Below are 25,594 nucleotides of genomic sequence, written 5' to 3'. Positions count from 1 at the left end.
GCGTGGAGTAGTGTCGTGTTGGTCATGAGGAACTCAAGCGCACAGGCTAATGACACCCGGACAAACTCGTTTATTCCACAATCGCCGATTGCATCTCGCAGCAGCGAACCATCATTCTTTGTTCGTGCCGGGTTGGCATCAGGCAACCTGGCCATGCGATGCCGTTGCATTGTCGATGGAAGTGGGTCACGGATACCACAGTCGTCGCCTTGACTGCACACCACAACGACATGTCATTCCGCACAGATGCCGCGTGGCGCCTCGATTTTTTCGACCGTTCAGCATTCCATCGATCGATTTCGAACAGGACCGACATCTGTGCGGGCCTCAACCCCACTCGAGCGCGTTGCTGGACCAGTGCGGTGCGACCGCATCGAAAATTGACGTCATAACAACATATATCGTGATATCCCCTTTTGTATGAACGTATCCCCATAAATTGTCTTTGTCAACGATGTTACATGCATGCAACGGCGGACAATGACGTCAGAAGTAGAGCATCCTGCGTCGTCGAGACAACAATGGATGGCGTTTCGTAGCTCGCAAAAAATCGTTGAGACGGGCAACGGGCAGCTTCAAAGCAAGCTTCATCGAGGTCGCGACGCCCCGTCTTATAAGGGCCTGCAGCGCCTCTTTCGACTCATCCGCCGCGTCTTGCTGGACCGGTTCCGGCAACGTTTTCCTACGGTGAAATTGTAAGAAAATGCCGCCAATTGACATATGCAAGCATATGCTGATACTTTCATGTTCGCGAACGGAAAGGAAACACAAGGTGAGCAAACACATCGGCGAGTCGTCTCGCCAGGCCAACCTTAGCCAGTACGAAGGCATTTTTTTGTCTCGATTCGTGCATATACACCCACATCGTCAGGATGACCTATGGAACCGTTGACAGCAGACGACGATTGCTTCGCCCTGTGCCAGGCGTCTCGACTCATTTCCCGGTTCTACGGGCGCCACCTTGCGCGCGCGGGTTTGACAACGACGCAGTACTCGATCATTGACCACTTACACAGGCTTGGAGATATGACCACGCATCAACTGTCTGTGGCGATGGTCGTGGACCCTGGGAGCATCATGCAGTCGATCAGACTCATGCAGCGTGATGGTCTCGTGGCGAGCCGAACGGACTCGGGCCGCGAGCTGACCATCGCATTGACGGCTTCAGGAGCGGCGCGACTGGAGATAGCTCGAGTGCACTGGGCGACAGCGCAGTCGGAATTCGAACAATGTTTTGGGAGTAGACGAATGAAAGCGTTGCGGCACGAGCTGTTCGATCTGACTGACAAATCGATGAGCGACCCAACGTGAATACGTCCACCGTTGCTCCTTTGCCTGATCCAATGGATTTGCCGACGCGCACGAAGCTCATCGTCTTTTCCGTCATGTGCCTCGGCTTCTTTATGGCGACGCTCGACATCCAGATCGTCGCCTCATCATTGCGCGATATTGGAGGCGGACTCTCCGCGAGTCAGGACGAGCTGTCATGGGTCCAGACGTCTTATCTGATCGCGGAGATTATCGTCATTCCCATGTCCGGCTGGCTCACGAGAGTGTTCTCCACGCGTTGGGTTTTCGCCTTTTCAGCGCTTGGGTTTACGATCACCAGCATGCTTTGCGGACTCTCGTGGGACATCAACTCGATGATTCTCTTCCGTTGCCTTCAGGGTGCGATGGGAGCCGCCATGATCCCAACCGTCTACACGACGATGTTCGTGATTTTCCCCCCAAAGCAGCGGCTTATCGCTGCGGCCACCATCGGTGCACTCTCGACGCTAGCACCGACGATCGGGCCGGTCATCGGCGGCTGGCTGACGTCTGAGTGGTCGTGGCACTGGTTGTTTTACCTGAACGTCGTACCGGGTATTGCGGTGACACTACTCGTGCCGCGGTATGTCAACTTCGATCACGCAAACCTGTCGCTGCTGAAAAAGGGCGACTATGTAGGCATCGTCTTGATGGCCGGATGTCTCGGTTGCCTCGAATATATCCTTGAAGAAGGACCGCGCAAAAACTGGTTTGGGAATGAAGCGATTCTCCTGTGCACATGGATCTCCGCTCTGAGTGGCTTCCTGTTCATCGTCCATGCCCTGACCGCGAAAGAACCGATCATTGACTTGCGCGCGCTTGCGGTCCGCAACTTCGGGATCTGCAGCCTCTTGTCATTCATCATCGGGATCGGCATTTTCTGCACGGTGTATCTGACGCCCGTTTTTCTCGCGCGCGTGCGGGGCTTCGACTCGTTTCAGATTGGTACTGCAATGCTGTCGGTCGGATGCTTCCAGCTGCTGGGCATGATCTTCTACACAATACTGGCAAGACACATCAATATGCGTTACTTGCTGATACTGGGTCTGACGATGTTTGGAATTGGGTGCTATCTCTATGAGCCGTTGACAAGTGACTGGGGCTGGCAGCAACTGCTGCTTCCCCAAGCGTTGCGGGGCTTCGGGCAACAGTTCGCGATTCCTCCGATCGTCATCATGGCGTTGGGGTCACTGCCGCCTTCCCGGCTGCGATCGGCGAGCGGTCTCTTCAATCTGATGCGCAATCTTGGTGGTGCGATCGGCATTGCGGTGGCAAGCACCATGCTCAACGACCGTTTGAATTTTCACTATGAAAGACTCGCCGAACATGCAAGCATCGGACGTCCGGTAGTGGGAGCATTTTTGCAATATCAAGCCGCACGGCTCTCCGAAGCAGCCGGCGATACGGTAAATACCGCCAATGCCGGGCTGAGCATGTTGCATGCTCTCTTAATGCGAGAGGCACTCACATTGACATTCGCCGACACGTTTCTTGCTGTCGCGCTGTGCTTCGTTGTGGGTCTCGTCAGCGCGCTCTTTACGCGGCCGATTGGTAACGTTGCGCCGCCCCCGGACGCGCACTAGGGTCTGCTTGAATTTGATAACCTCGTTGAGTAGACCCATCTGAGCGAGTGACAACATAGGAATCCAAATCCATGCGTCGTTGCGCTCAGATTGTCCCGCTTCCGCGTATCGTGCCGCCGACGTAACATAGATACCTGCGCGGGGGTGCAAATTCGCGGCCCCCTTCGAACAAAAGATCGAGGTGTCTCAACAGTGCTCATACGCCACAATTGTCTGCCTGTATACGCCGGTATTGTGTCAATGGCTGTATACGCATAGAATTTGTCTCAGGCAAGGGGTTGGTCAGAGAAAACAATGACTAGGCCGGAGAAAGCAATGTCGAAACAAAAGACTGAAACGAAACTGAACAGCGCCCGCTGCAGCTGCACTGGGTTGCGCAAGGCAACACGCCGCATATCGCAGCTTTACGACGCCGCACTTGCGCCGAGCGGCATGAAGATCACGCAACGCGCGATCCTTTCACAAATCGGCCGTTCGGTATCCACGAGTGTCGGATTGCTGGCGGAGGCGCTGGTGATGGATTCCGGTGCACTCGCCCACACACTCAGGCCGCTCGAACGCGACGGCTACATTGCCGCCGAAGTGGATCCCAACGACCGGCGGCACCGGCTGATCAGTCTGACCGCGCAAGGCCGTGCAAAGCTGGCGGAAACGGATACGCTCTGGGCCGAGGCGGAAAAGAACTTTGAATCGGCGTTCGGTCGCGCAGCAACGGAATCGCTGCGCACGTTGCTGCAACTTCTAGTTTCCGACGATTTCGCGGCCCGCTTCGAGAAGGGCCTTGCGAATCCGGCCCGCAAATGAAATCCGCTCGACGGGCGCCGAACAGCTACCGCTGAAGAAACGTTTGGCGGCGACCTTGTCGACAGTGCGCCACAACTGACACGGTCCGTCCTGTAGCGCAATCAACGCTCGTTGCGGTGCCGGGTGTCCGGGCTTCACCGTGCGGCTTTCGCCCAGTGAACCATAGCGTTGCCCACCTTCTCGCGCCCGCATCGCATTGCCTTGTACCTTACAGATCATGCCTCGCTCGGAGAGCCGCGCATCATCGCGACGGTGTCATCGGCGCCTGGTGCGGCAATGGTAAGCATCGCCATCTAACAAAGCGACGTTCTGCGCTCGCAGTCACTGTTACCAATCGGGGGCGTCGGAGACGGGCCCCGTTCACCCTACGACAAACGGACAAGTTCGAACGGTCGAGCTCACTTACCTCGCGAACAGTCCAGCGCCCGCGCTGATTTACGCAGGTATCCTTTCAATATTCCGCGCCTGGTTCCATGGCAATCTACGTCGTTGACACCATCAAATATACGGGGATATCCTCTCATTAGAGTAGAAGTCCAATATATGATTGTTCCATGTCGACGTAGCCTCCAACCATCGGCAACATCGATCGTGGCTCTTAGTTGCAGTCCAGGCATGTCACGGAAGTTGATGTTATCGCTCTGTGCATCGGTTCCGTCATTCATGAATCGGGATTTGACCGCATCAGCGGTGGGAATTTTCATCGACCAAGTGGCTCGACGACATCACCTGTCGTCAAATTTTTCACTTTCACGAGTAGTACATCATTTTGAGAGAACCCCACATGTTTTCTTTCCGTTTCTTCGTTACCACCGCGGCGGCTGTCATGCTCGTGATCGCACCAGTCTTCGGCGAAGCGGCGCCCTCCCGGATTCGCGGCACCATTACCGCTATCAATGACGGCAGCATCACGGTCACGGAGAAGGACGGCCGCGCCTTCACCCTAAGCACCGGACAGTACACAACGTATGCCGATGTCATTCCATCCAGCCTCGACGAGATCAAGGTAAGCGACTTCGTCGGGTCGGCCGTCAAAGGGTCGCCGAGCTCAATGGTCGCGGTCGAGCTCGCTATCATTCCCGACAACATGCGCGCCGGGCGAATTGGCTTTTACGGATGGGATCCGCTGCCCGACCCAACCGTCACGCAGGCGACGGGCGTGACCAACGGCCGGGTGTCGAATGTCTCGTCGTCAGCGCCTGCACTCGCCGACACCAATATGACCAACGGCATTGTCGTCGCCGCCAGGCAGCGCAACACGGCGGGCCGCACGCTCACGGTCACCTATGACGGCGGTAGCAAAAGTCTTCATATCACCGTGCCGCCGAACGCACCGATCGTGCGCTACGTGCTGGCAGACCGGTCGGCGGCCGCCATAGGGTCGACGGTCTTCGTCAAGACCAACCCAGGCGACAAGGCAGGGCTTATTACCATAGGCAAGGGCGTCACGCCGCCGATGTGAAGGCAGCGTGCGGTACCCGCCCTTTACAACATATTCGAACCTTCGCCGAATATGCGCTGCACAGCCCGAACGAGGCGCGGCGCAAGGGCGGGCTGCTCGTCGCGGGCATACATACGCCCGGCATCTATGAGTCGGCGCTTCACGACTCACTGTCACGCACAGCGCAACCGAATCAAAGCGCCGCGCCAATCTGAAACTGGAATTTCTGATTTTGGTCGCCCGCCCGCTTCTGCAGCGGGAAACCGAGGAGCAGCTCGGCGGACCAATCCATGAATTCAGACTAATCACAGCCCATTCATGCCTATCATGACCGTCCCAAGCTCCGCACAGCGGCTAACGGATGCTTTACAGTTCACTGGCGTTTGCGATTGCGACCAGAACGGTACGAAGATTTTCAGCATCTTTAGCACCGAAAAACTTCTCAAACCGTTTTTGCGCCTCGCTCCATAGAACCGCAGCCTCGGCGACCTTCTTTTTTCCCACGCGGGTGAGTACGACGTACTTGCTTCTTCCGTCCGTCGGGTTTTCTTCGAGCGCGACCAGACCATCGCGTTCCAGCGGACGCAGGTTCTGGCCCAGCGTCGAACGATCCATCACGAGAGCGGCTGCCAGATCTTTCATGGTCGGCGGTGTCTCGTTCCATCGATTGATTTCGAACAGGAGTGACGCCTGCGTGGACTTCAGGCCCGACGACACAAGCGCATCGTCATAAACCTGAGATAGCTTTCTCGATGCTTTTTTGAGGGCCGTGTTGTTACACCGGTCCGGTGTGACGATGCTGTTAGCCGGTGACATAGAGCAATCCTGTATGGTGGCACTCGTTCATTTTATGATATCCCCATAAATCTGTACGTGTCAACGACGCCGACATTGGCAGATAACAGGTACAGTCAAGGTATCAGGAACGAATAAATACAAATCGCCCTATCACGGTCGTCGCTTCACGGCCGCAGCGGTCAGTCACGCCGTGTGTTGAATTTTCGCTTTCAATTGAGCTTGCGCGACATTCAGGAAGTACCTCTGAACGCGACATCGCTTCTCGCACCTCGCCTTCATTGCATGTCGATGCACCGGGGTACCGCGAGAGCAGGTCTGTCATCGGCTCACGCTCAACGCAATTCCTTGATGAGATCGACGAATACGCGCAAGCCGGCCGGCACCAGCCTATGGCTTGGAAAGTAGAGGCAGTGGCCCGCAAAAGTCGGAACCCAGTCCAGCAGGATTGGAACGAGCAAGCCTTGATCAATAGCTGGCTGGGCCGCGTCGGACGTCACGTAGGCGATACCCAGCCCCTTGATCGCGGCATCGACCATCGACCTGACATGATCAAGCGTAATCTGCCCGGCCACGTCTACCCGTAACTGCTGGCCGTGACGTTCAAACTCCCATCGATACATCTTGCCGCTCGGCAAGCGAAAACGAACGCAACGATGCTTTGCAAGATCGTCCGGCGTCCGCGGTTCGCCATGCGCATGAAGATAAGCCGGCGACGCAACGGCGAGAAATTTCATCTCGCGACTCAGCGGCACAGCCACCATGGCCTGCGGCACGGATTCGGCGAGCCGGACACCCGCATCGAACCCCTCGGAGACGATATCGATCAAGCGTCCGTCGGTCACGATATCCAGATGCATCTCGGGGTAGCGATCGAGAAATGCGGGGACCACCCGATTCAACAGCAAACCCGCCGCGGCCTCCGATGCACTGATTCGAAGCTTTCCGGACGGGCGGTCACGGAAGCTGTTCACATCGCTGAGCGCGAGATCCAGTTCGCTGAGAACCGGCGTCAAGCTGCTGAATAACCGGGCGCCGGCTTCGGTAGGAGCGACACTGCGTGTCGTGCGATTGAAAAGTCGCAGTCCCATCCGCTCCTCCAGCGAACGCATCATGTGGCTCAGCGTGGACGGAGACATCGCGAGTTCATCGGACGCGGCGCGAAAACTCGCATGACGGACGACCGCCATGAAGGCAGTGAGTTCGGTCAGGCTTGGACGCTCATTCATGGCGCTTTATCACCAGTTCATGCAAATTGCGGAGTATAGACCCATCAATCGCACCCACCTATCGTCCCAAGCAGACAACGGACAGCTCAAAGCCAATCGCAACCGATATGCGATTCGAGCGTCCCGCAACCGAAGGGACGCCTCGTCCCGTTTCAGTATGAACTCGGGCCGCTGGCCGCCAGCCAGATCGACATCCGGGTAGAGCCATGCGCGCTCTGCCACTCCGATCTGTCGATGATCGACAACGAGTGGGGCATCAGCTCCTACCCGCTTGTGCCGGGCCATAAAGTGATCGGCGCCGTCGCCGCCGTGGGTGCAAACGTCACGAACCTGGCGGTCCGACAGCGAGTCGGGCTGGGCAAGTGAAGGGCATACGAAAGCGAATCGATTCGGCGCGGTGTGTTTGCGGCTCCGCCATCACCGGACAAACTTGTCACATTGCATGACAGACACGGGAGAAGGCGGGCTGCGCGTGACGCCTCGTTGTGTATGAGAAAATGGATTAACCCTATGTAGCCGCAGCAACCGCAAACCGATAGACGCCAGATGTGACCATTCGCAAACTCGACATGCGCGACAGAATCGACGAGGAAATTACTTTTCGCAAGCTGGAAGTCCTGCTCGCGTACATGGAGACCGAAAACCTGGCCAAGACGGCAGAGGCTCTTGATGTGAGCACGGTCAGCGTGCATCGGGCGTTGCATTCGCTGGAACAGGGCATGCGGTGTGCGCTGTTCCGGCACGAGGGCCGCAATCTGAAACCGACGGATGCCGCGCGAACGCTTGCCGATGTCGCAAAGGAAGTCATGGCGTTGATGTCCGACGGCATCCGTTCAACGCGTGAGGCTGCGGGCCATTCATCGGATCGCCTGAAGATCGGCTCGCTTTACTCGCTGACTATTCAAACCGTGCCCGATGTCGTCATCGACATCAAGCGGCGGCGACCGGCCCTTCAGGTGGAGCTGGTGCTCGGCTCCAATACGGAGCTGCTGGAAAGATTGAAGCAAGGCACAATCGATGCGGCGCTGATGTCCTTACCGAAGGCGGAGCCTGAAATTGAATCGATACCGCTTTTCGAGGACGATATCTTTTTCGCGGCGCCCGCGGGGTCGCCATACGCGAATCAGGAAGCCATCGATTTACGTGACTGTCGTCACGAGCGGTTCGTTTCGCTCAGTGAAGGATTCGTCACCTATCGCGGGTTTGTGGAGGCGTTCCGCGTCGCCGGTTTCACGCCCGATGTCGCAATGACAGTAGGCGATATTTTTCCGCTGATGAATCTCGTCAGCGGCGGCTTGGGCTATACGCTGCTACCGGGCCGCGTGCGCGGCTTTTTCGGCGACAAGGTGCAATTCATTCCGCTGCAATCGCAATATCTGATGCGCCAGACCATCGGCCTGAGTTTCGTGCGCGCGCGTGAGCGCGATCCGAATATCCTGGCGCTTATGGCCGTTTGCCGTCTAAGTGCAAGACGTACGCGTTAGTCTTTCGCTGTCGCCTCGGCTGCATGGTTTCGTCGCACTCCCCCAACAGTCGGCCTGCGCTCTTCTCACATCGTTAGCGTGAGGCTGACGCATGCCTGCCCAGCGTTATTGAACCGGTCCGGCGCGCTCTCCAGACTGGCTTCGTGACTTCACTTTCAAGTGCGTCCCATTCATATCGCAGACGTCAATCCCGAACAAGCTTAAACAATTGATTGCTCTTGTCAGTCAGCGCAACATGCTGTTCACCCTCGATGAGCAGCCGGGAGAGACTTCAGACTTTGACTGCAATTCAGATCCGTCAGTATGATTTAATAAGTTCTGTTTTCGAATGCGAACTTCCCTCCAGGCATGAAATCGTACGAGGTGGAACTATGCTCTCCGAAGCTCCTGATGTCTTGTCCCAGGTGCTCAAACTCATTCGTCTGCGAGGTGATCATGTGTTCCACGGCGAGTTGAGTGCCCGGGCAGAAGTAATTTTCCCGCCGGGGCCCGCCACCTTCATGCATTTGCGCACAGGGGAACTGTCGGTGTCGCAACACGATGGCGAAGCCGTGCTGCTACGGCCAGGCGACTTCGTTCTTTTGCCTCACGCAGACGGGCATACGATCCGAGGCAGCCTGGACGTGAAAGCACCTCGATGCTTCGAGGTCGATGTATCTGCCGCCTCAAGACGGCAAGCTCAGACTTTCAGATGGGCAGCTGACGAGGGTGTTGCAGGATCCTTTCTGGCAGGGGCGTTCTATTTTGATGGAGCGCCGCTGCGATCGTTGCTTACAGGACTTCCCGGACTTATCCACCTGACATGCGACAAATCGATGGAGCCGCCCTGGCTCGCAGCGATCTCCCATTTTCTGGACGTCGAGTCACGTGCCGCTAGCCCGGGAGCATCGTTGATGGTCTCGCGGCTCATCGATCTTCTCGTCATCCGCACACTGCGGATGTGGGTCAGCAGGCAAGGCAGCCGGGCTGGCTGGTTGTCCGGATTGACCGACGAACGCATTGGACTCGTGTTGAACGCAATGCACCAGGCACCTGACCACCCGTGGACCGTACAGTCGCTCGCTGATACTGCAATGATGTCACGGTCTACGTTTTCAGATCGCTTCACAGCGGTAGTCGGGCTGCCGCCATTGCGATATCTAACGCGCTGGCGATTGACGATCGCGGCTGACCTCTTGCGTGCCGGAACCCTTAAAGTGACGGACGTTGCCTACGGCGCGGGATATGGTTCGGAAGCTGCATTTAGTCGCGCCTTCAAGGCACAGTTTGGATATCCGCCAAGTGACGCGCATCGAATGTCCCACAGCAGCGTTTTTCGCGCACGAAGTTCGGAATTGCTGTAACCGATTCGCCGCCTTTCGCCCAACTGGACGGCGAGGCGACGCGGCCGCCTCGCGTTTTTCTTGAAGTTCGGCTTCCTTATCTGGAAGCAGCCTCAATATCGTTTGCCAGACCGTCAGGGTCCGTCAGGAACGGCGTGTGGCCCGTCTGTAACATATATTCGGCGCGCACCGGTGTGCTGGCAACCATCCTGGCCTGGAACGATGGACTGATGACCTGATCGAGTGCGGTATGGATGTACACCTTATCGACCTTGCCGAACCGCCCGGCAGTGACATGCACAGGGGTAGTCAGAGGGACAAGAGGCTCAGCCAGGATCAGGTCGGGAATCGCCTTTCTCAAGGCCTCGGGACCGCCGTTTGCAAAGAGGTCGGCGCGTGCCGAATATTCGATGGTCGCAATACCCTTTTCCTTGTCGATCTGCAGATGCGGACCGATCTTCGCGTCGGCGTCCTGCTGTGCCATAGACACGAGGGAATCACCGTCATGGGGGAGGTAGGCCGCAACAAAGACAAGGGTCTTTATCCTGGCCGGCTCTTTTTCCGCCGTGGCGGAGATGACAATTCCCCCGAAGCTGTGACCCACCACGACGGCCGGGTGATGCAGCTTGGCCAGTGCCTTGACCACGGTGTCGCGATAGAGGTCGAGGCTGACCTTGTCCGGTGCGGCGGGTGCGCCCGGACGTCCGGGCAGGTCGACGGCAACGACCTTGTAGCCGTCGGCTTGAAGTTTTGCAGTGACGTGGCTCCAAACCTGCGCGTTTTCAAAGGCGCCGTGGACAAGGACGATGGGCGGCTTTTCCGCAGCCTTCGCGTTGACGCTAAAACCGAGAACGGGGGCGATTAGAGCAGCGAGCAGACGTTTCATTTGCGTCGATTCCTTGATTCAGAGAGGCATCCATTCGAACGCCATAGGTGGGGTAGCGCGCCACTCTAAGAAAAATGCTGGAAATCGGCCATACCGCAGCGTCTCGTTTGCATGATCGATCGTACGAAGGCGGGTTTTGCCGGGGTCATGGGGACGAGCGCGTCATCCTTTTTGCCTGTCTGGCAGCATGATTAGTCGACCGTGCGCGACTGCTAACGCGCCGTAGACGGGACTCTGACGGCTCCGACGTGTTGATGAACAATCGGGTTGGGAATTTGCAATAGTTTGCCATGCGATTCACCATTCGCTTCATTCTCTACTGCGGTCACAAATATGGACTTACCGTCTGGTGAGATTGCCAGGTTCGAATGATGCGCCCCCGGCAGGCGCGCAGTGGCGCGCAGTTGTCCGTCGCTATCGAAGACAGCAATGCCCCCACCGTTGTACTCTGCGATGAATACGTTACCTTGGGCATCGGTGCGCACACCGTCAGGCGTAAACCGCTCCGTGGGAGAGAGGTTGCCAAGTGCTGCCTGCGTGGCGAAAACACGTCGATTCTCCAGACTACCCGGCGCGCTAATCGTAAAAGCCAGGATGCGTGCTGCGTCGCTTTCAGCGACATACAACGTCCTGCCGTCTGGCGAGACGGCAACACCGTTCGCGTAGCTGAGTCCGGTCGCCACCTCGCGTATGCGATGAGCGTCATCGCGGTAGTAGACCTTGCCCGGCGTGTCTGCGGAGCCAGATGCAGTGAAGTACACCCCGCCATGGTGATCGCCTGTCAGGTCGTTCGGGTGTATGAGCGGTTCTCCGTCGACGTCGGCATTGATTGAACTGATGGCGCGCCCGTCAGTAGATATTTCAACAATCGAGTTGTCGTCATAGCACGCAATCAGAAGCGTGTTGGCGCTCTGTACAAGGCCGTTCGCACCGCACCCATCGTGTTGCCATATGACATGAACGCGGCCCTGATCGATGCGTAGTACTTGTGACTTGCCATAGTCAACGAAGTACAGCGCCTTAGCGACGAACACGGTCCCCTCTGGAAATCGCAGCCCATCGGCGATTTCCTTGATACCCGTCGTCTCGTCAACCTGAGCGAACGCGTGCACAGATGCCAGAAGCAACAGTAGCAAGATCGCAATCTTGTGGCCAAAACGAAAACACGCGTTGGTCAAAAGAATTTGTTTATAGCCACCGCTATATTGCGTGAAACAGTTGAGCATCATACGAATTTTCACCGTATTAAACGCGTTCCATGGACTTCAGACTACTACGTCTCACGGAACGAGCGTGTTTCAAGATCCAATAGTCGGACGATGGATCATACGGCCCGGACGCCGCACTATGGTCGCCAGACTGGCGTCTCTCCAGAGTAGCAGTCGAATTTCTCTTCCGTGCAGCGAGAAATCCGTGGTTCGTATCCGATGGACGGCTTGCGGGCCGTCAAGACAGCTGGTTGGACCAGGACAAGGCCGATCTCTCAATGCACCAATCGTACGATCGATCATGCGATGCAGACGTCCTGTTATGGCTGACCTCAGACTCACTCGCTAGCCATATATATGAATCGCGCTATTTCCCTCACGAGCTGGCATTGCATTCTATCGCTCCGTGTTGTCTCTTTAAATTTGTCTTCTTCTGCTTTCCTTAAGTCTGGCGAGGCAACATCTTCATTGTGTGCACATGTCGAAAGCAATGCCGCCCACTTCTGGTCGAGCGTGTCAGAAAGTTCGTCAATCGGAATCCGGGATCGCCGGGAACGATGATTCCGCATTCGCGAAGCGGCGGGAGTCGCGCGGCGGATATCCGAACTGCGCTTTAAATGCACGGCTAAAGGCGGCCTCCGATCCGTATCCTGCGGCCAAGGCGACTTCCGTCACTTTGAGCTTCCCTGCCCGCAGCAAATCGGCCGCCAAAGTCAGGCGCCATCGCGTCACATATCGCAGTGGCGGTACACCCACAGCGGCCGTAAACCGATCCGAGAAATTCGATCGGGACATCGCCGCGATCTCTGCCAGTGACTCAACCGTCCATGCCTGTGTCGGCTTTAGGTGAATTGCGTCCAACGCCCGCCCGATCCGCTTGTCCCTCAATCCGAAAAGACCATCCAAACGGTCTCCATGGCCGTTGATCCATGTGCGCAAAGTACGAATTACAAGCAAATCTATAAGAAGCGCGATCAGGATAGAAGAACCCGGGCCAACGTTGGTCGCCTCATCGATCAAAACCCGGGAGACGGAATCCAGCCATTGCGGCACCTGGCTGTTATTGCGCTTCAAATGGATTAGCTCAGGGAGTTCCGCGATCAGGGAACCTAATGGGCCTGCATCAAAATAGAATGCACCTGCAAGAAAACGCCCAACGATATCGGAATTTATAGCCCATCGCGCGCTCTGCGATTGGTGCACAGGTCGGGATGAGGATAAATTCGCTTTGAAGACGCGTCGCACTTCGCTGCTACGCCCTGCTCGTATCCTATACCCGTCCGCGTGGAACGAAAAAACGAAGTCGCCCGGCTGCAATATCAGGGGCTCTCCATCCCGCGGGAGAAAAACCGCTTCGCCGTCACGCAGGTGCAAAAAGCTCGCCCGGCCCGGGGGAAAGACCCCTTCGGTGAAAGCACCCAATTCACCCTCAATAACAACATGGCCTCGCAAACGAACCAGTTTAAGCACCTGCGATAGAGCGTCACCTCGCTCCTCTCGCGTGTCGTGGCATCCGACTTCAGCTAACGCAGATCGACCTACTGCCCTCTTTCCGGACTCGTTCGCTTTCTTCGAATCTTTCACAATGACATTTTTTGATTGCACTCGCTGTTCCGTCGGGCTGGAACCTGGCGCCTGGGAGGTTGGCGTATCATCCGGGCAATGCCTCATCATGACGTGGACATTCTAAAAATGAAGTCCGACGTCAAACTTTGACGTTGCGCCAAAGATGTCATCCCAGGTTCTACGAAACCCGGGCATGAGAGCCACACATCAAGGCTCAGCAACACTTATCCTTTATAGATATCTGAGGAGTTCACGTGGCCACTTTAGTGAAAGTGTCCGGCACTGACCATATCGCGGCGTCCGGTATGCATGATCTATCGTCCGGCGGACACTCCGGCTTACTCCATTTTTTGTGCACTGACAAAGTTCCGTCTGAGTTCTTCACTCGGTGATGCTTTCGAAGCTGCGACCTTCCCGGGTTTAGTCCGAAGTACTTTTAGAGTCCGCAAAGCATCGTTGCACAAGCAACGGGATTTTTTAGATCGTAAACAGCGTAGGAACGCCAATGAGCTCTGCCTACGAGGCCGCTTGTTAGGCCCGCCAAGTCGCTCCATCCGGACTTGGCGCGACGGGTCGAATGGCGGCTAGAACAGACACCTCATTCGTCCCTTTCCCCGCCCGTCTTCGAACCGTGCAGTGCTCTACGTACATGCGTATTCGTGGCAAACGCCTGAGCACGACGGCTCACAACATACGACGAACCGTCGCCGGCGGCCGGCTAATTTATACCTTCAGGAAGCTCAGGGCGTTGCTCACAAAAATTTCCGGGTACTGGAAAATCGCACCATGGCCAGAGTCGGGGTAAAGAACGAGCTGGGCGTTCATCATGGCTTTAAACATGGTATAGGCATTATTGGCTGGCAGCATCGCGTCGGCGCCGCCGCCTACAACTAGTGTGGGATGGGAAATGGACCGAAGCGAGATATGCTCTGGATCGAGTGCGGCGCACCAGCTGATCAGCGCCCTCGCCTGTGGTCCAGTAACAGCCGGGCCGCTTTCGATGTCGCGATCTTCGATGCGCTCTTTTGTCCGTTTCAGGAAAGCGAGCCCTGCCGATTTACTATTGACCGAGGACGTAAAAAACAGAGGGAGTCGTGGATCCGGCGCGCCTGCGTCCGAGAACGCTGCCTGAAGAACAGCCATCAGATGTTGTTCCCCGCCTCGCGGGGCGGTCCCGACCAGAATCAGTTTTCGGACAAGGCCGCTTTGCACGCTGGCAATCTGTTGTGCAACGCAACCGCCAAGCGAAAAGCCCAGCAGATCAACCTGGGTCAAGCCCAAGGACGTGATGAAAGTGATGGCATCACGCGCCATCGCTTCCACATTGTCCGGCGTTTGACCGGTGGAGCGCCCGACTCCTGCATTGTCGAAGACAATGACAGGACGTTCATTGGCCAGTCCGTTGACGACTGCGGGATCCCAGGCATCGATGTTGCCCGAGAAGTGCTGCAATAACACCAGGGGAATTCCGTTTTCCGGACCCACCCGACGGTAAGCGAATCGGATGCCATCGCCGTCGACATAACGCGTGGACGCAGTTTGAAGCGTCACGTCTTCCTTCCTGGTTCGAAGATCAGCCCTGGTCATGTCTTCCCTCATCACTCATTCCTCGCTTCCGGAGACAAACAATCTTCTTTGTTTAATCTAAACATCTTTGAATTCGACGATCCAAAGATAAGCCCCTGAAAGGGCTGGCGCCATATCTTCTTCTCCGGAATGCATGATGAATCGTCCAGTTCTTTTGCTCGATTGAGACTACAGCCATGCGAAGGGCAAGTACGGCAAACGCCTCGCAATGCAAGTCACTCTCGTGACAGCCGAACTCGTCGTGCTTAACCTGGCGGTTTGAGTGAGTGGAACCCGGTGCTATGGAATAAACGCGACCAGTCGGTTGTTTGCATTTTCTCAAGGAAGATCACCTCCCTGACATCTCCACTACAAGGTTTGACATGGACCGTGCAACGAAGGACGACTTCAAACGCTCTGTTCTTCTTCATCAATTTTCGGCTGCGAGAATTCAGGCATTCGACAGAGGGTCTGAGGAATATCACCAGGCGTGCCGTATTTGGAACGGTGCTGTGAAGCATGAGCCTGCTTTGGTCGTACACTGCAAATCGGCAAGCGACGTTCAGAGCGTCGTGAGGACCGCCAAGGCGCACCAGTTTCCCATTTCGGTCAAGGGCGGCGGCCACGATTGGTGCGGACGGGGTATCGCGGATTCCGCTATCGTCCTGGATCTTTCCCGGATGCGCGCAGTAACCGCGGATCGCGACAACAATGAGGTCACATTTTCGGGCGGTGCCTTAGCGGCGGACGTGGTTGCCGTGGCAGAGTCAACTGGACTGAACGTGGTAACCGGCTACTCCGGCGCAGTCGGCATGGCTGGGTTGCTGCTCGGCGGCGGCTACGGACCTTTGACGACACGATTAGGCCTGGCCGCGGATAACCTTCTCGAAGCTCAGGTCATATTGGACGATGGTCGATTAGTCACAGCCAGCGAAAGCAGCAACGCCGACCTTTTTTGGGCACTGCGCGGCGGAGGCGGTAACTTTGGTGTGGTGACCTCTATGCGCGTGCGAGCTCATGTCCTTCCGTCGATCATGTCCGGCATGATCATGTTCCCATGGTCGGACGCAAAAAGCGCGTTAGCGGCGTACGCCGACATGATGCTATCGGCTCCGCCAGAACTTTCCGTCGCTGCGATATTGTCCGTCGCGCCGAGCGGCGACCCAGCGGTCATCCTGGCTCCCACGTGGACCGGGGAGCCGGAGCAAATGAATCACATCGTGGCGCGGCTCCAGAGTTTCGGCAGCCCTCTTATGACCAAAGTCGGACCGACCAGAATCGGAGCGATGCTTTCAGGCTACGACGATGTTCAGGTCGTAACCGGCCGCCACAACCTGGTCCAGACAAGGTGGCTAAGCAGGCTCGAGAGCGATGTCATCTCGACACTTACGGAAGCTTTCGAGTCTCGAACATCCCGATTCTCGAGTGTCGTGCTTCATCATTTTCACGGTGCCGGCTCGCAAGTCGCTCCAGAGTCGACAGCCTTCGGCATGCGTACCGAGCATTTCACAGCACTGATCTATTCAACATGGCTCGAAGACGAAGATTACGACCAAGAACGACATTCCGCGTGGGGTGTCAAGCTGAGTAACCGCCTTTCACAATGGGCGCTGCCTGGGGGGTATGCAAACCTGTTGGCACCGAATTCCATCGAGCAAATAAAAGCTGCATATGGCGGCAACGCCCGCCTCTTGCGTGAGACCAAGCTTAAATTCGATCCGTCCAACACCTTTTCCTCTGCTATTCCCTTACCCGACTAAGCCCCGCTTGGCCGGCTTACTGTCTTGGTCTTGGTCTGTGTCTGTCAGATCGTCGTTCCGGTCTTATCGCCTATTCGTCAGGCAGCCACGGACCGGTTGCTTCTACTCTTTCTTGCAGGAAAACCTTCCATGAAAACACGTACCCTCGGCAATGCTGGACTCGTTGTTTCAGAGCTAGGGCTCGGCTGTATGGGAATGACCAGCGCCTATGGGGCGCCCGGCAGTCATTCGGAGATGGTGGCACTGATACGGAATGCGGTAGACCGAGGTGTGACGCTCTTTGACACAGCTGAAGTGTATGGCCCGTTCATCAACGAGGAGTTAGTGGGCGAAGCGCTCGCTCCGGTACGCAACAAAGTGGCGATTTCGACCAAGTTTGGTTACGCCCTGGAATCAGCGGCTGATGGTGCATGGCCGACGGCGTTGAATAGTCGACCCGACAACATCAAGTCTGTCGCCGACGCGGCCCTCAAGCGTCTTCGAACCGACCGGATCGATTTGTTCTTTCAGCATCGCGTGGACCCCGCTGTTCCGATCGAAGACGTTGCTGGAGCGGTGGCTGACCTCGTGAAAGCCGGCAACGTCTTGCACTTCGGGCTCTCCGAGGCGAGTGGCAAAACCATTCGCCGTGCTCACGCGGTTCTTCCGGTTGCTGCCGTGCAGACTGAATATTCAATGTGGGCGCGCGATCCGGAGGCCGACGTCATCCCCACAGTGGAGGCGCTAGGTATCGGCTTTATTGCTTACAGTCCATTGGGAAGGGGCTTCCTGACCGGGGCCGTTCACGACCATACCAGCTTTAACGCAGACGATTACCGCGCTTATCTCCCTCGCTTTTCTAAAGCAGCACGAGGTGAAAATCTTGCGCTCGTCGAGTCGCTTAGGGAGTTTGGTGCGCGCAAGAAAGCAACAGTCGCCCAGATCGCCCTCGCGTGGTTACTCGCCCGCAAGCCATGGATAGTTCCGATTCCCGGTACGCGTCGCCGTACAATCCTGGACGAAAACCTCGCGGCGGCTGAAGTGACATTCACAGCCGACGATCTCACGCAGCTGGACGAAATTCTCACCTCCACGCCGATCATCGGCTCACGTTATGGTGAAGCCGATTTTGCCATGGTTGACTGATTGGCAGGTCGAACTCACGAGGCAAGATAGACGGCGACTTCTCGCGGGATCGAACCTCGCTGCGAGGTTCGAGTGGAGCTCCGTCTGAAAGACCGATTTCCACGCTCATAACCTGTTAGTGACTTGCTCAGCGTTCCGACTGTGGGGACGTGACATCGCTGCGACTCCGCTTTGCAGTCGATGCCGCTGAACGGCATCGACTGGTTGCCTACCTGCTTAGGCTGGCCAGACATCCCCTCCCCAGTGCCGCGCGCGCTGTTCAAGCGTGCACACTGCGTGTTGTCGGAATTTAACCTTCCTAACCATCCCTGCAAAAAAACACGCCGCCACGTGCGTGGTAAAGAAGTTCTCTGAAAGTGGCCGTTTATCTCGTACACCGACTACTGCCCGGATCCTGGATCATAAAATTCGGCTTTCCGGATATGGGAAGCTTTTATTTAAACCACTACCATTTCCGGCACTTCTCGATTTACTCGTTCAATAAAATCGGCGAAGTCGCTTCCAACGTAATAGTGATCTTCACCTAAATATCCGGTGAACTGTCGTGAGGCAGCTGTGAGATCAGCACGTGGCGTTGGTACGCTTTCCATTCGTCTTCACTATTGTCAACTTCCGGTGGAAGCACCGGAGATAACCGTCTGTGCAACATGAACCTTGCATCGCCTGAAATGAGCGCCGAAGCTGTTCTCCGTACGGGAAGGTTGACCCTTGGCGACCTCAATGTCGTCACCCTCGATGCGGTTGGCCTGTCGAAGCACGGTATATCCATGTTTCCCGGCGATTTAAGTCTGATTTTCGTGAAATCCGGTTTCATAACGCTTAAATCCGTATCAGGATTGCAACGTTTGAATTCGGAATGCCTATATATTGCGAACCCCTTAGCCATATACAAACAACAGAATTTTGATTCTCAAACGAAGTTGATCTCAATATCTATTCCGAAGCACTTATTTCTTGAAGGTGGCTTCATCACTAAATCGTTTGAAGGCATCGCTGCAAACATGTCGAATCCTGACGCACGTGCCGTCGCTGACCTTATCTTATCGATTGTTGAACAGAACGGGTCTACTAGCCTGGCGTTGCGTGAGCGACAGGGACGACATCTCCTGGATTTGGTTGGCATCTTGGTGGGAAATCCGTTAGCGGTGGTTAGTCCAGGAAAACGCGACATGACCCTACTGCGCGCTAAAAATTACGTCGCACAGCATCTGGATGACCTGGATCTAAACGTGTCGCGCATTGCAACATCCATTGGAGTTTCACCCAGTCAGTTAAATCGCCTCTTCAAAGACCGCTCCAAAACCGTGATGCGTTACGTATGGTCATGCCGTTTGGACCGCGCTGCCGATCTTCTCCGGAGACGCGACCGGTCAAACATTTCAATCGGTGAGATTGCCTACAGCTGCGGATTCACGAACCATGCTCATTTCAGTCGCGTGTTTAAAGAGCGATTCGGCATGTCTCCCAGTGGCTATGTGTCGCTGAGGGCGGTGGAATCTAACGCGACTTTCACCTCTAAAGAGGATGCTGAAAATGGCCGATAACGCCGGCGATTGCCACGTCCGTCGTGCGACTTCGGTTTTGTTCTCCGTGAGCGGCAACTGCAAGAAGAAACGTCGTAGAGCGGTCGGCGCGGCAGATCGCAGCGACGGTGGCGGCACCAGGCTGTCCTGAGAGATTGGACAGCGACGCCGCATGTCGGTGGAGTGAACATGAAATCGGCGCACTGCGACATGGACCTTTCGGCGAGCAAATCCAGATGGCATTCACCCGCAGCCGGCCGCGCGGCTACAGGGTCCGCGCTTTGCCGCCAAGCTGCGCCAGCAGGCTTTGCATCGGCGCAGACAGCGTGTCCCATTGCTGGAAGCACAGACAAAGCCGTCTGCGTGCCCAGTTATCGCTGATCGTAATAGCCTTGAACGGATATCTGCGTCGAAAGCGCCCAGCGACGGCCAGTGGTATGATCGCGACCCCCACTCCCTGCGACACCATCTGACACGATCCCTCGAAGCTCTTCATACGGATCCGGAGTTTTAGCGTCTTGTGCAGCTCGGCAGCATGTTCGTCGATATGGTTCTGAAGCGCGCTCCCAGCCTCCAGGCCAATAAACTGTTCATCCGTGACATCGGCAAAGCCGATTGCCTTCGATTCTGCGAGTCTGTGCGCAACAGGAACAATCAGGACGAGATGGTCGCTCGCGACGGGCTGGAGTGTGAGGCCTGTGGGATTGACCGCATCCGATACCACACCCGCTTCGGCCAGGCCCGCGCCGATGATCCTCACAATCTCGGTACTCGAACGCTCTCTCAGATCAATGTTCAGGCGCCGACGCTGAGCCAGCCATGGCGCGAGCTTCTGCGGCAGGAGGCCCATCAACGCCGCCGTATTCGCGTACAGCAGCAACGTACCTCGCGCACCGGCGCCAAAGTCGCGCAGTTCTCCCTGCAACAGGCTGTGCTGTCGGAGTATCAGACGCGCATGGTGCGCTAACGCCTCTCCTGCCTCGGTGGTTACCACTCCCCTGCGGCTTCTTTCAAGCAGAACGACACCGGCATCTGACTCGATGTTACTGATCCGCTCGCTTGCCGACGCCAATGCGAGATTTGCCTGCCGGGCTCCAGCTGTGATGCTGCCAGCATCGACCACACAAACGAACAGGCGCAGATCCGTAAGATCGAATCTCATACCCTCACCAGGACAGAGTTCCTTCGGACAATCCGAAGGTGATATCGGAAAAGCCGCATTGTGCCAGTTCCCGGTTGAAGGCGTAATACCCTGCATGAATACTCTGACCATCGGATTGACCTGCCTGCTCCTTGCCACGTTTCTCGGAGCCGGCGTGGTTAAAGGTGTGACCGGAATGGGCCTGCCCACGGTTGCTGTGGGCCTGCTCAGTACCGCCATGTCGCCGGTCGCAGCGGCGGCAATCCTGGTAGCCCCGTCACTCGCGACCAACGTATGGCAAATGCTGGTTGGGCCGGACAAACTCCGCCTGATGCGGCGGCTGTGGGCAATGATGCTCTGCATCGCGATCGGCACCGTTCTGAGTACCCGGCTGCTGGTGATCGTCGACCCTGTCTGGTCGGGACGTACGCTGGGATTCGCGTTGATTGCCTATGCGGTCTATGCGCTATTCTCGCCGACGCTCTCGGTCCCGCAACGGCTGGAGTCATGGCTTTCACCCGTCATCGGCATTGTTACTGGCGTGGTGACTGGCGCCACCGGCGTCTTCGTGATTCCGTCCGCACCCTATCTCCAGTCGTTAGGCATACAGAAAGACGAACTTGTACAGGCTCTTGGCCTTTCGTTCACCGTCTCCACGGTTGCTCTCGGAGGAGGGCTTCTGGCCCATGGCGCGTTCCGGCTTGACCAGTTCGGTCTATCGTTGCTGGCTGTTCTTCCCGCTCTCGTTGGAATGTGGCTGGGCTCGATTGTGCGGCAGAAGATCAGCCCGAAAGCTTTCCGCCGCTGCTTTCTCCTCTTTCTCGTGGTCCGGGGCTTCGAACTGACGCTGCGTCCGTTTTCCTGAGTTCCGGCCACCCGACGAAGAGTTCACACGACGAGCCGTATTGCCATTCCCGACATCGCGTACGCCACCAGCGCCACCGCCGATATCTATGCGCGGGTGAAGAAGACTTCCGGTGGCCGCGTCCCCAATACGTACGCCGCGTTGGACTACCGTTGTACCGGCCCGTACCGATCGGTTCAATACCCCTGCTCGCGACTGACGACGTTCGCAAGCGGCTCGCCGCGCAGCCATCTCGCGAAGTTGCCGAACCACACGTCGAGCACGCGCTGGCTATAGTCCGGCGCATCGCAGGAAATATGCGGCGTGACGATCAGACCCGGCACATCCCAAACCGGGCTATCTCCCGACAGCGGTTCCGGGTCGAATACGTCGAGCACCGCGCCGCCGCACGTCCCCGCGCGCAAACGCTCGAACAATGCCGGATAGTCGATCAGCGCGGCGCGCGACAGGTTCGCGACGCACGCACCCGCGCGCATCGTCGCAAGCCGTGCGGCGCTAAGCAAGCCGCGCGTGGCGGGCGTCAAAGGCGCAGTGACGACGACGAAATCCGCTTCGGGAAGCCATCTGTCCAATTCGGACACCGGCTCCAGCAGATCCGGCGCGCCACTGCCCGATAGCAGCGAGACCGGCGCGCGGCCGCTCCGGTTCAACGCGATCACGCGCAAACCGAGCGCCTTCGCCGCGCCGCTCGCCGCTTGTCCTAGATCGCCCAGACCGATCAGGAGCACCGTCTTGCCGCGAATCGGCGCGGTGAGCCGCGCGTCCCAGCGACGTTCATGCTGCGCGCGCATCACCGCAGGCAGTTGCGCATTCAACATCAGCAAGGTCATCTGCACGAACTCGCCGGCCTTGTCGATATGAATGCCGCTGCTGTTCGTCAGAATCAGATCGTCGCGGAGGCGATCGAGCGGTAACAGCTGATCGACTCCGGCGCCTGTCGTATGAATCCAGCACAAGCGCCGTGCATCGTTGACCGCCGCGTGCGGAAAACGCGACGCCAGCAGAAAATCGACATCGTCGATGGGTGAAGCGAACCGCTCGCCGTCCCAGCCGAACGAGACATCGAGCAACGCAGCCAGCTCCGCGTGCCGCAGCGACGCCTGATGCCATGCCGCGGCATCGAGATGGAACGCCGGGGCTTGCCGGCTCTGGCTTTCGAGATGAAGACGATAACGTTTCGTCGTACTATGCATGGGCATGACCCGTCACAAAGGCAACGCGACGAGCGTATCGTAGCGGCACGAATCGGTCACCACCGTGCGTTCTCGCAAGAGCGCCGCGTCGCCTTCCATGCTCACCGCGTCGACGTACCGGCCGGCACTGAAGACCACCATCGCGCCCTCGTAGCCCGTGCGTACGACCATATAGCTGGTTTCGCAACGAATCGTGCCGTCCGCGTCGATGCCCGTGATTTCCGTCGGGCCGATCACGTGGCGATACACGTGCGGCTCGAACACGTTGACCGACTGTATCGAACTGACTCGATCGAGCAGCATGCCGCGCGTGTTGCAGAACCAGATGCCGAAATCGCGGCCCGCGTCGAAATCGGCGCGGGTCAGAATGCGATACGTGCAATCGTCGGCAAAGAACGTGGGCCACCGGTCGAGATCGCCGTTGTCGATCGCGCTGCAATAGTGCGCATTCAGGCGGCTGATGCACGCCTGAATGCGCGCATCGACTTCGATGTCTGGAAAACGCGTGGTCGTACTAGACATGCATCAATTCCCGGTAAAATTTCCAGAAGCCGCGTACCGACGTCTCCGTCGCGCGGGTCGCCATCGGCCCGGTGCCCTTGCCGCCCATCTCGATCACCGCCGCATCGTCGAGGTCGCCGCGAATGCCCTTTTCGACGAAGGCGCCGATCGTGCCGTCCTCCATCGACACAAACCCGGCCGGACCGACGAGATTGCTCTGCTTACGGCGGATCAGCGTCTGTTCCGGCGTGTCTTCCTCGAAACCAAGTACCGTCCAGATCAACTCGCAGCGGTCGACCGCGAGCGGCACCACCTGACGCACGCCGATCGAGTTCATGATCTGATGCAGCACGAAACCGGGGAAGATGCTCTGGATCGCGTTGGTGATCTGGTCCGGGTACTCCATCCACTGATCGATCAGCGATGGGTCTTTCAACCCGAAGTCGTCGCGCATCGCGCGGATGATGCCGGAGTCGTACACGGCATCGCCGGCGTCCGTGAAGCGCTTCGTAAACGTGATGTGATGCCGGCTGGCGTCGTCCTGCAACGTGCCGCCCTCCGCCGACAGGCGGTTGATCTTGAAGGTCGAGAAGAATGCGTGCAGCAGGCTCGGGTGATAGTTGTCGCGGCTATTCTCGACGTACAGCTTCCAGTTGTTGTGCATCACCTGGCTGTAGCGGCCGAGAATCTTCAACTTGCCGTATAGCGTGCGCTCGATGTGCGCGACCATCGTCGGACCGAGGTAGTCTTCGAGCGGCGGCGCCGCATCGGAAAACGAGCCGAACACGAGACCGCGGATGCTTGCGACGCGCAATGTGGTCAGACGGAACTGCGTCTTGTCGAAATCGTCGGGCATACCGCCCTTGCCCTGCACACCTTTTTCGAATGCGACGCTCGTGAGCGCTCCTTCGAAGTTGTACACCCAGTTGTGGTACGGGCATACGAAGTTCGGCCGTTTGCGATGGCCCTGCGCTTCGTAGCACAGCACCGAACCTTTATGCACGCACTTGTTCACCAACGCGCGGATGCCGCCGTCCTCGTGCCGCACGACGATCACGGACGTGTGCCCGATTTTCGTCGTAACGTAATCGCCGGCGTTCGGTATCTCGATGTCGAGGCAGAGGAAACTCCAAGTCGGACCGCGAAACACCGCGTCCTGCTCGCGTTCATAGGTGTGCGTATCGGAAAACACGCGCAGCGGCACGCGCGTCATGCCCTCGGCAGGCCATACGATTCTGCTGGCCGGCAGCGCGACGGAACTCGTCGTCATTTCATTTTCTCCGCGTCAACATAGGGTTTCGGGTAGAACAGATCCGCGGGCAGATCGCCCTTTAGCGTGCCCGCCGCCTTGAATACGTCGAACGTTCGCTTGAGCGTGGCGATGTCGTCCGGCCCGAGTGCGACCGTGTTCATCGTGGTCCAGTGCTCGCCGTAAAAGCGCGCGCCGCTATCGTTCAGGTTGGCCGCCTTCTTCATGATCGACACGACCGCATCCGGATTCGCAGCGCCGAATTGCACCGCTTCGCGCATCGCCGCCAGCACCTTTGCCGCGTCGGCCGGATTGCTTTTCAGCCACTCGTCACGCATCACCGCTACGCCGATATACGGCGGCGACGACGACCGCGTCATCTGCTTCCACTGGTCGGACAAGGTGCCGAGCACGCGAATCCGGGTCGCGCGGTCGGCCACTTGCGCGACCGTCGTCGGGCGCATCACCGCGGCATCGACGTTCTTCTGCAGCAGAAACTGCGCGAGACGGGGCTCGTCACCCGCCACCAGCCGGTAATCGGCCAGCTTCAGCCCATAGTTGCCGTCGAGCACCGCGGTGCTGACACCGGTCGTCCCGCTGCCGAGCGGCGACATGCCGATCTTCCTGCCGCGCAGTTCGGCGGGGCTGCGAATCGGCGAATCGGCAAGCACGACAAGTTCGGCGTCGACGAGCTGCGTGGCCGCGACGATGCGCACCGGCACGCCCTGCTGCGCAAGGCTGAATGCGCCGGCGAGGCTCGCACCGAACGCGAGATCGATCGCGTTGGAAGCGAGTGCCGTGGTGGGGCCGTTCACATCAGGGAAATGCACGAACTTCACCTGCAGGCCCTGCTTCTCGAAGAACTTCTGCGCTTCGAGCACGGCGCCGAAGCCGAGGCTGATGCCGCTCGTCCAGTAGCCGACGCGCAATTCGGTCGCCGCGGCGCCGCGCACGGCGCCGAGCGCGAAGATGCACACCGCCAGAAACTGCGAGATCACGCGAGATATCTTCATTGTGTCGAACGCGAGTGCGGCCATGCGGCCTG

The 25,594-nt window shown here is 57.6% G+C and carries 22 protein-coding genes; 11 read left to right on the top strand and 11 right to left on the bottom strand.

From position 1 onward, the window contains the following. Positions 1–879: 879 nt before the first annotated feature. The 4 genes from HV675_RS12365 (at position 880) to HV675_RS12350 (ending at position 5,157) form a co-directional block, all read left to right on the top strand. Positions 880–1,311, top strand: a complete 432-nt coding sequence (locus HV675_RS12365; RefSeq protein ID WP_175111198.1) for a MarR family winged helix-turn-helix transcriptional regulator — start codon at positions 880–882, stop codon at positions 1,309–1,311. A 32-nt stretch (positions 1,312–1,343) separates the two neighbouring features. Continuing rightward, complete coding sequence (locus tag HV675_RS12360; RefSeq protein WP_175111223.1) at positions 1,344–2,891, top strand: DHA2 family efflux MFS transporter permease subunit; 1,548 nt, start codon at positions 1,344–1,346, stop codon at positions 2,889–2,891. 315 nt (positions 2,892–3,206) lie between these two features. Beyond that, on the top strand, positions 3,207–3,695 hold the full coding sequence (locus tag HV675_RS12355; RefSeq protein WP_175111197.1) for a MarR family winged helix-turn-helix transcriptional regulator: 489 nt from the start codon (positions 3,207–3,209) through the stop codon (positions 3,693–3,695). A 784-nt stretch (positions 3,696–4,479) separates the two neighbouring features. Then, positions 4,480–5,157 carry a metal ABC transporter permease gene (locus HV675_RS12350; RefSeq protein ID WP_175111196.1) on the top strand — a complete coding sequence of 226 codons (678 nt, stop codon included), beginning with the start codon at positions 4,480–4,482 and terminating at the stop codon, positions 5,155–5,157. A gap of 345 nt (positions 5,158–5,502) precedes the next feature. Here the strand turns inward: HV675_RS12350 and HV675_RS12345 are convergent, their stop codons facing one another. Next, the gene (locus HV675_RS12345; RefSeq protein WP_175111195.1) at positions 5,503–5,952 is read right to left on the bottom strand and encodes a MarR family winged helix-turn-helix transcriptional regulator; all 450 of its coding nucleotides are present in this window, start codon (positions 5,950–5,952) and stop codon (positions 5,503–5,505) included. Between the two features lie 314 nt (positions 5,953–6,266). Further along, complete coding sequence (locus HV675_RS12340; protein WP_175111194.1) at positions 6,267–7,160, bottom strand: LysR family transcriptional regulator; 894 nt, start codon at positions 7,158–7,160, stop codon at positions 6,267–6,269. Positions 7,161–7,220: 60 nt separating this feature from the next. Between HV675_RS12340 and HV675_RS32850 the strand changes: the two genes are divergently transcribed. From HV675_RS32850 to HV675_RS12325, 3 genes are all read left to right on the top strand, one after another. After that, a complete protein-coding gene (locus HV675_RS32850) occupies positions 7,221–7,526 on the top strand; it encodes an alcohol dehydrogenase catalytic domain-containing protein (RefSeq protein WP_343056781.1) in 306 nt (101 codons plus the stop codon). Positions 7,527–7,729: 203 nt separating this feature from the next. Next, positions 7,730–8,644 (top strand): LysR family transcriptional regulator, encoded by a 915-nt coding sequence (locus HV675_RS12330; protein ID WP_175111221.1) that lies wholly within the window; start codon positions 7,730–7,732, stop codon positions 8,642–8,644. A gap of 371 nt (positions 8,645–9,015) precedes the next feature. Continuing rightward, on the top strand, positions 9,016–9,987 hold the full coding sequence (locus tag HV675_RS12325; RefSeq protein ID WP_175111193.1) for an AraC family transcriptional regulator: 972 nt from the start codon (positions 9,016–9,018) through the stop codon (positions 9,985–9,987). A gap of 76 nt (positions 9,988–10,063) precedes the next feature. Here HV675_RS12325 and HV675_RS12320 read toward each other — a convergent pair whose 3' ends face one another. From HV675_RS12320 to HV675_RS12305, 4 genes are all read right to left on the bottom strand, one after another. Then, positions 10,064–10,852 (bottom strand): alpha/beta fold hydrolase, encoded by a 789-nt coding sequence (locus HV675_RS12320; RefSeq protein WP_175111192.1) that lies wholly within the window; start codon positions 10,850–10,852, stop codon positions 10,064–10,066. Positions 10,853–11,064: 212 nt separating this feature from the next. Next, a complete protein-coding gene (locus tag HV675_RS12315) occupies positions 11,065–12,093 on the bottom strand; it encodes an SMP-30/gluconolactonase/LRE family protein (RefSeq protein WP_175111191.1) in 1,029 nt (342 codons plus the stop codon). A gap of 495 nt (positions 12,094–12,588) precedes the next feature. Then, on the bottom strand, positions 12,589–13,665 hold the full coding sequence (locus HV675_RS12310; RefSeq protein ID WP_246270209.1) for an AraC family transcriptional regulator: 1,077 nt from the start codon (positions 13,663–13,665) through the stop codon (positions 12,589–12,591). Positions 13,666–14,349: 684 nt separating this feature from the next. After that, positions 14,350–15,213 carry an alpha/beta fold hydrolase gene (locus HV675_RS12305; protein ID WP_175111190.1) on the bottom strand — a complete coding sequence of 288 codons (864 nt, stop codon included), beginning with the start codon at positions 15,211–15,213 and terminating at the stop codon, positions 14,350–14,352. 362 nt (positions 15,214–15,575) lie between these two features. On the opposite strand from HV675_RS12305, the gene HV675_RS12300 reads away from it, so the two are divergent. The 3 genes from HV675_RS12300 to HV675_RS12290 all read left to right on the top strand — a co-directional run bounded on the left by HV675_RS12300 (position 15,576) and on the right by HV675_RS12290 (position 19,621). Continuing rightward, positions 15,576–16,952, top strand: a complete 1,377-nt coding sequence (locus HV675_RS12300) for an FAD-binding oxidoreductase (RefSeq protein WP_175111189.1) — start codon at positions 15,576–15,578, stop codon at positions 16,950–16,952. Positions 16,953–17,081: 129 nt separating this feature from the next. Continuing rightward, positions 17,082–18,077, top strand: a complete 996-nt coding sequence (locus HV675_RS12295; RefSeq protein ID WP_175111188.1) for an aldo/keto reductase — start codon at positions 17,082–17,084, stop codon at positions 18,075–18,077. A gap of 647 nt (positions 18,078–18,724) precedes the next feature. Next, positions 18,725–19,621 carry a helix-turn-helix transcriptional regulator gene (locus HV675_RS12290; RefSeq protein WP_175111187.1) on the top strand — a complete coding sequence of 299 codons (897 nt, stop codon included), beginning with the start codon at positions 18,725–18,727 and terminating at the stop codon, positions 19,619–19,621. 244 nt (positions 19,622–19,865) lie between these two features. Here the strand turns inward: HV675_RS12290 and HV675_RS12285 are convergent, their stop codons facing one another. Further along, a complete protein-coding gene (locus tag HV675_RS12285; protein ID WP_175111186.1) occupies positions 19,866–20,762 on the bottom strand; it encodes a LysR family transcriptional regulator in 897 nt (298 codons plus the stop codon). A 94-nt stretch (positions 20,763–20,856) separates the two neighbouring features. On the opposite strand from HV675_RS12285, the gene HV675_RS12280 reads away from it, so the two are divergent. Further along, positions 20,857–21,606, top strand: a complete 750-nt coding sequence (locus tag HV675_RS12280) for a sulfite exporter TauE/SafE family protein (RefSeq protein WP_175111185.1) — start codon at positions 20,857–20,859, stop codon at positions 21,604–21,606. A 176-nt stretch (positions 21,607–21,782) separates the two neighbouring features. Here the strand turns inward: HV675_RS12280 and HV675_RS12275 are convergent, their stop codons facing one another. Genes HV675_RS12275 through HV675_RS12260 form a run of 4 tightly spaced genes read right to left on the bottom strand, consistent with a single transcriptional unit; the run spans position 21,783 to position 25,562 of the window. Beyond that, positions 21,783–22,799 carry a D-2-hydroxyacid dehydrogenase gene (locus HV675_RS12275; RefSeq protein ID WP_175111184.1) on the bottom strand — a complete coding sequence of 339 codons (1,017 nt, stop codon included), beginning with the start codon at positions 22,797–22,799 and terminating at the stop codon, positions 21,783–21,785. Between the two features lie 12 nt (positions 22,800–22,811). Continuing rightward, positions 22,812–23,321, bottom strand: coding sequence for an aromatic-ring-hydroxylating dioxygenase subunit beta (locus HV675_RS12270; RefSeq protein ID WP_175111183.1), 510 nt, complete (start codon positions 23,319–23,321; stop codon positions 22,812–22,814). Next, positions 23,314–24,570, bottom strand: a complete 1,257-nt coding sequence (locus tag HV675_RS12265; RefSeq protein ID WP_175111182.1) for an aromatic ring-hydroxylating dioxygenase subunit alpha — start codon at positions 24,568–24,570, stop codon at positions 23,314–23,316. The genes HV675_RS12270 and HV675_RS12265 overlap by 8 nt, the downstream gene beginning before the upstream one ends. Continuing rightward, positions 24,567–25,562, bottom strand: coding sequence for an ABC transporter substrate-binding protein (locus HV675_RS12260; protein WP_175111181.1), 996 nt, complete (start codon positions 25,560–25,562; stop codon positions 24,567–24,569). The genes HV675_RS12265 and HV675_RS12260 overlap by 4 nt, the downstream gene beginning before the upstream one ends. Between the last annotated feature and the right edge of the window lie 32 nt (positions 25,563–25,594).

Origin of the sequence: Paraburkholderia solisilvae, from assembly GCF_902859875.1 — a bacterium.
GTDB lineage: Bacteria > Pseudomonadota > Gammaproteobacteria > Burkholderiales > Burkholderiaceae > Paraburkholderia > Paraburkholderia solisilvae.
The sequence above is the reverse complement of the archived record's forward strand: the minus strand, read 5'-3'. Positions and strand labels throughout refer to the sequence as shown.

Coding starts and splice junctions, on each gene's coding strand:
- HV675_RS12305 (WP_175111190.1), bottom strand. CDS start 15,213: ATGACCAGGGCTGATCTTCGAACCAGGAAGGAAGACGTGACGCTTCAA.
- HV675_RS12285 (WP_175111186.1), bottom strand. CDS start 20,762: ATGAGATTCGATCTTACGGATCTGCGCCTGTTCGTTTGTGTGGTCGAT.
- HV675_RS12270 (WP_175111183.1), bottom strand. CDS start 23,321: ATGTCTAGTACGACCACGCGTTTTCCAGACATCGAAGTCGATGCGCGC.
- HV675_RS12325 (WP_175111193.1), top strand. CDS start 9,016: ATGCTCTCCGAAGCTCCTGATGTCTTGTCCCAGGTGCTCAAACTCATT.
- HV675_RS12280 (WP_175111185.1), top strand. CDS start 20,857: ATGAATACTCTGACCATCGGATTGACCTGCCTGCTCCTTGCCACGTTT.
- HV675_RS12320 (WP_175111192.1), bottom strand. CDS start 10,852: ATGAAACGTCTGCTCGCTGCTCTAATCGCCCCCGTTCTCGGTTTTAGC.
- HV675_RS12340 (WP_175111194.1), bottom strand. CDS start 7,160: ATGAATGAGCGTCCAAGCCTGACCGAACTCACTGCCTTCATGGCGGTC.
- HV675_RS12265 (WP_175111182.1), bottom strand. CDS start 24,570: ATGACGACGAGTTCCGTCGCGCTGCCGGCCAGCAGAATCGTATGGCCT.
- HV675_RS12295 (WP_175111188.1), top strand. CDS start 17,082: ATGAAAACACGTACCCTCGGCAATGCTGGACTCGTTGTTTCAGAGCTA.
- HV675_RS12365 (WP_175111198.1), top strand. CDS start 880: ATGGAACCGTTGACAGCAGACGACGATTGCTTCGCCCTGTGCCAGGCG.
- HV675_RS12275 (WP_175111184.1), bottom strand. CDS start 22,799: ATGCATAGTACGACGAAACGTTATCGTCTTCATCTCGAAAGCCAGAGC.
- HV675_RS12360 (WP_175111223.1), top strand. CDS start 1,344: ATGGATTTGCCGACGCGCACGAAGCTCATCGTCTTTTCCGTCATGTGC.
- HV675_RS12345 (WP_175111195.1), bottom strand. CDS start 5,952: ATGTCACCGGCTAACAGCATCGTCACACCGGACCGGTGTAACAACACG.
- HV675_RS12355 (WP_175111197.1), top strand. CDS start 3,207: ATGTCGAAACAAAAGACTGAAACGAAACTGAACAGCGCCCGCTGCAGC.
- HV675_RS12350 (WP_175111196.1), top strand. CDS start 4,480: ATGTTTTCTTTCCGTTTCTTCGTTACCACCGCGGCGGCTGTCATGCTC.
- HV675_RS12290 (WP_175111187.1), top strand. CDS start 18,725: ATGAACCTTGCATCGCCTGAAATGAGCGCCGAAGCTGTTCTCCGTACG.
- HV675_RS12300 (WP_175111189.1), top strand. CDS start 15,576: ATGGACCGTGCAACGAAGGACGACTTCAAACGCTCTGTTCTTCTTCAT.
- HV675_RS12260 (WP_175111181.1), bottom strand. CDS start 25,562: ATGAAGATATCTCGCGTGATCTCGCAGTTTCTGGCGGTGTGCATCTTC.
- HV675_RS12330 (WP_175111221.1), top strand. CDS start 7,730: ATGCGCGACAGAATCGACGAGGAAATTACTTTTCGCAAGCTGGAAGTC.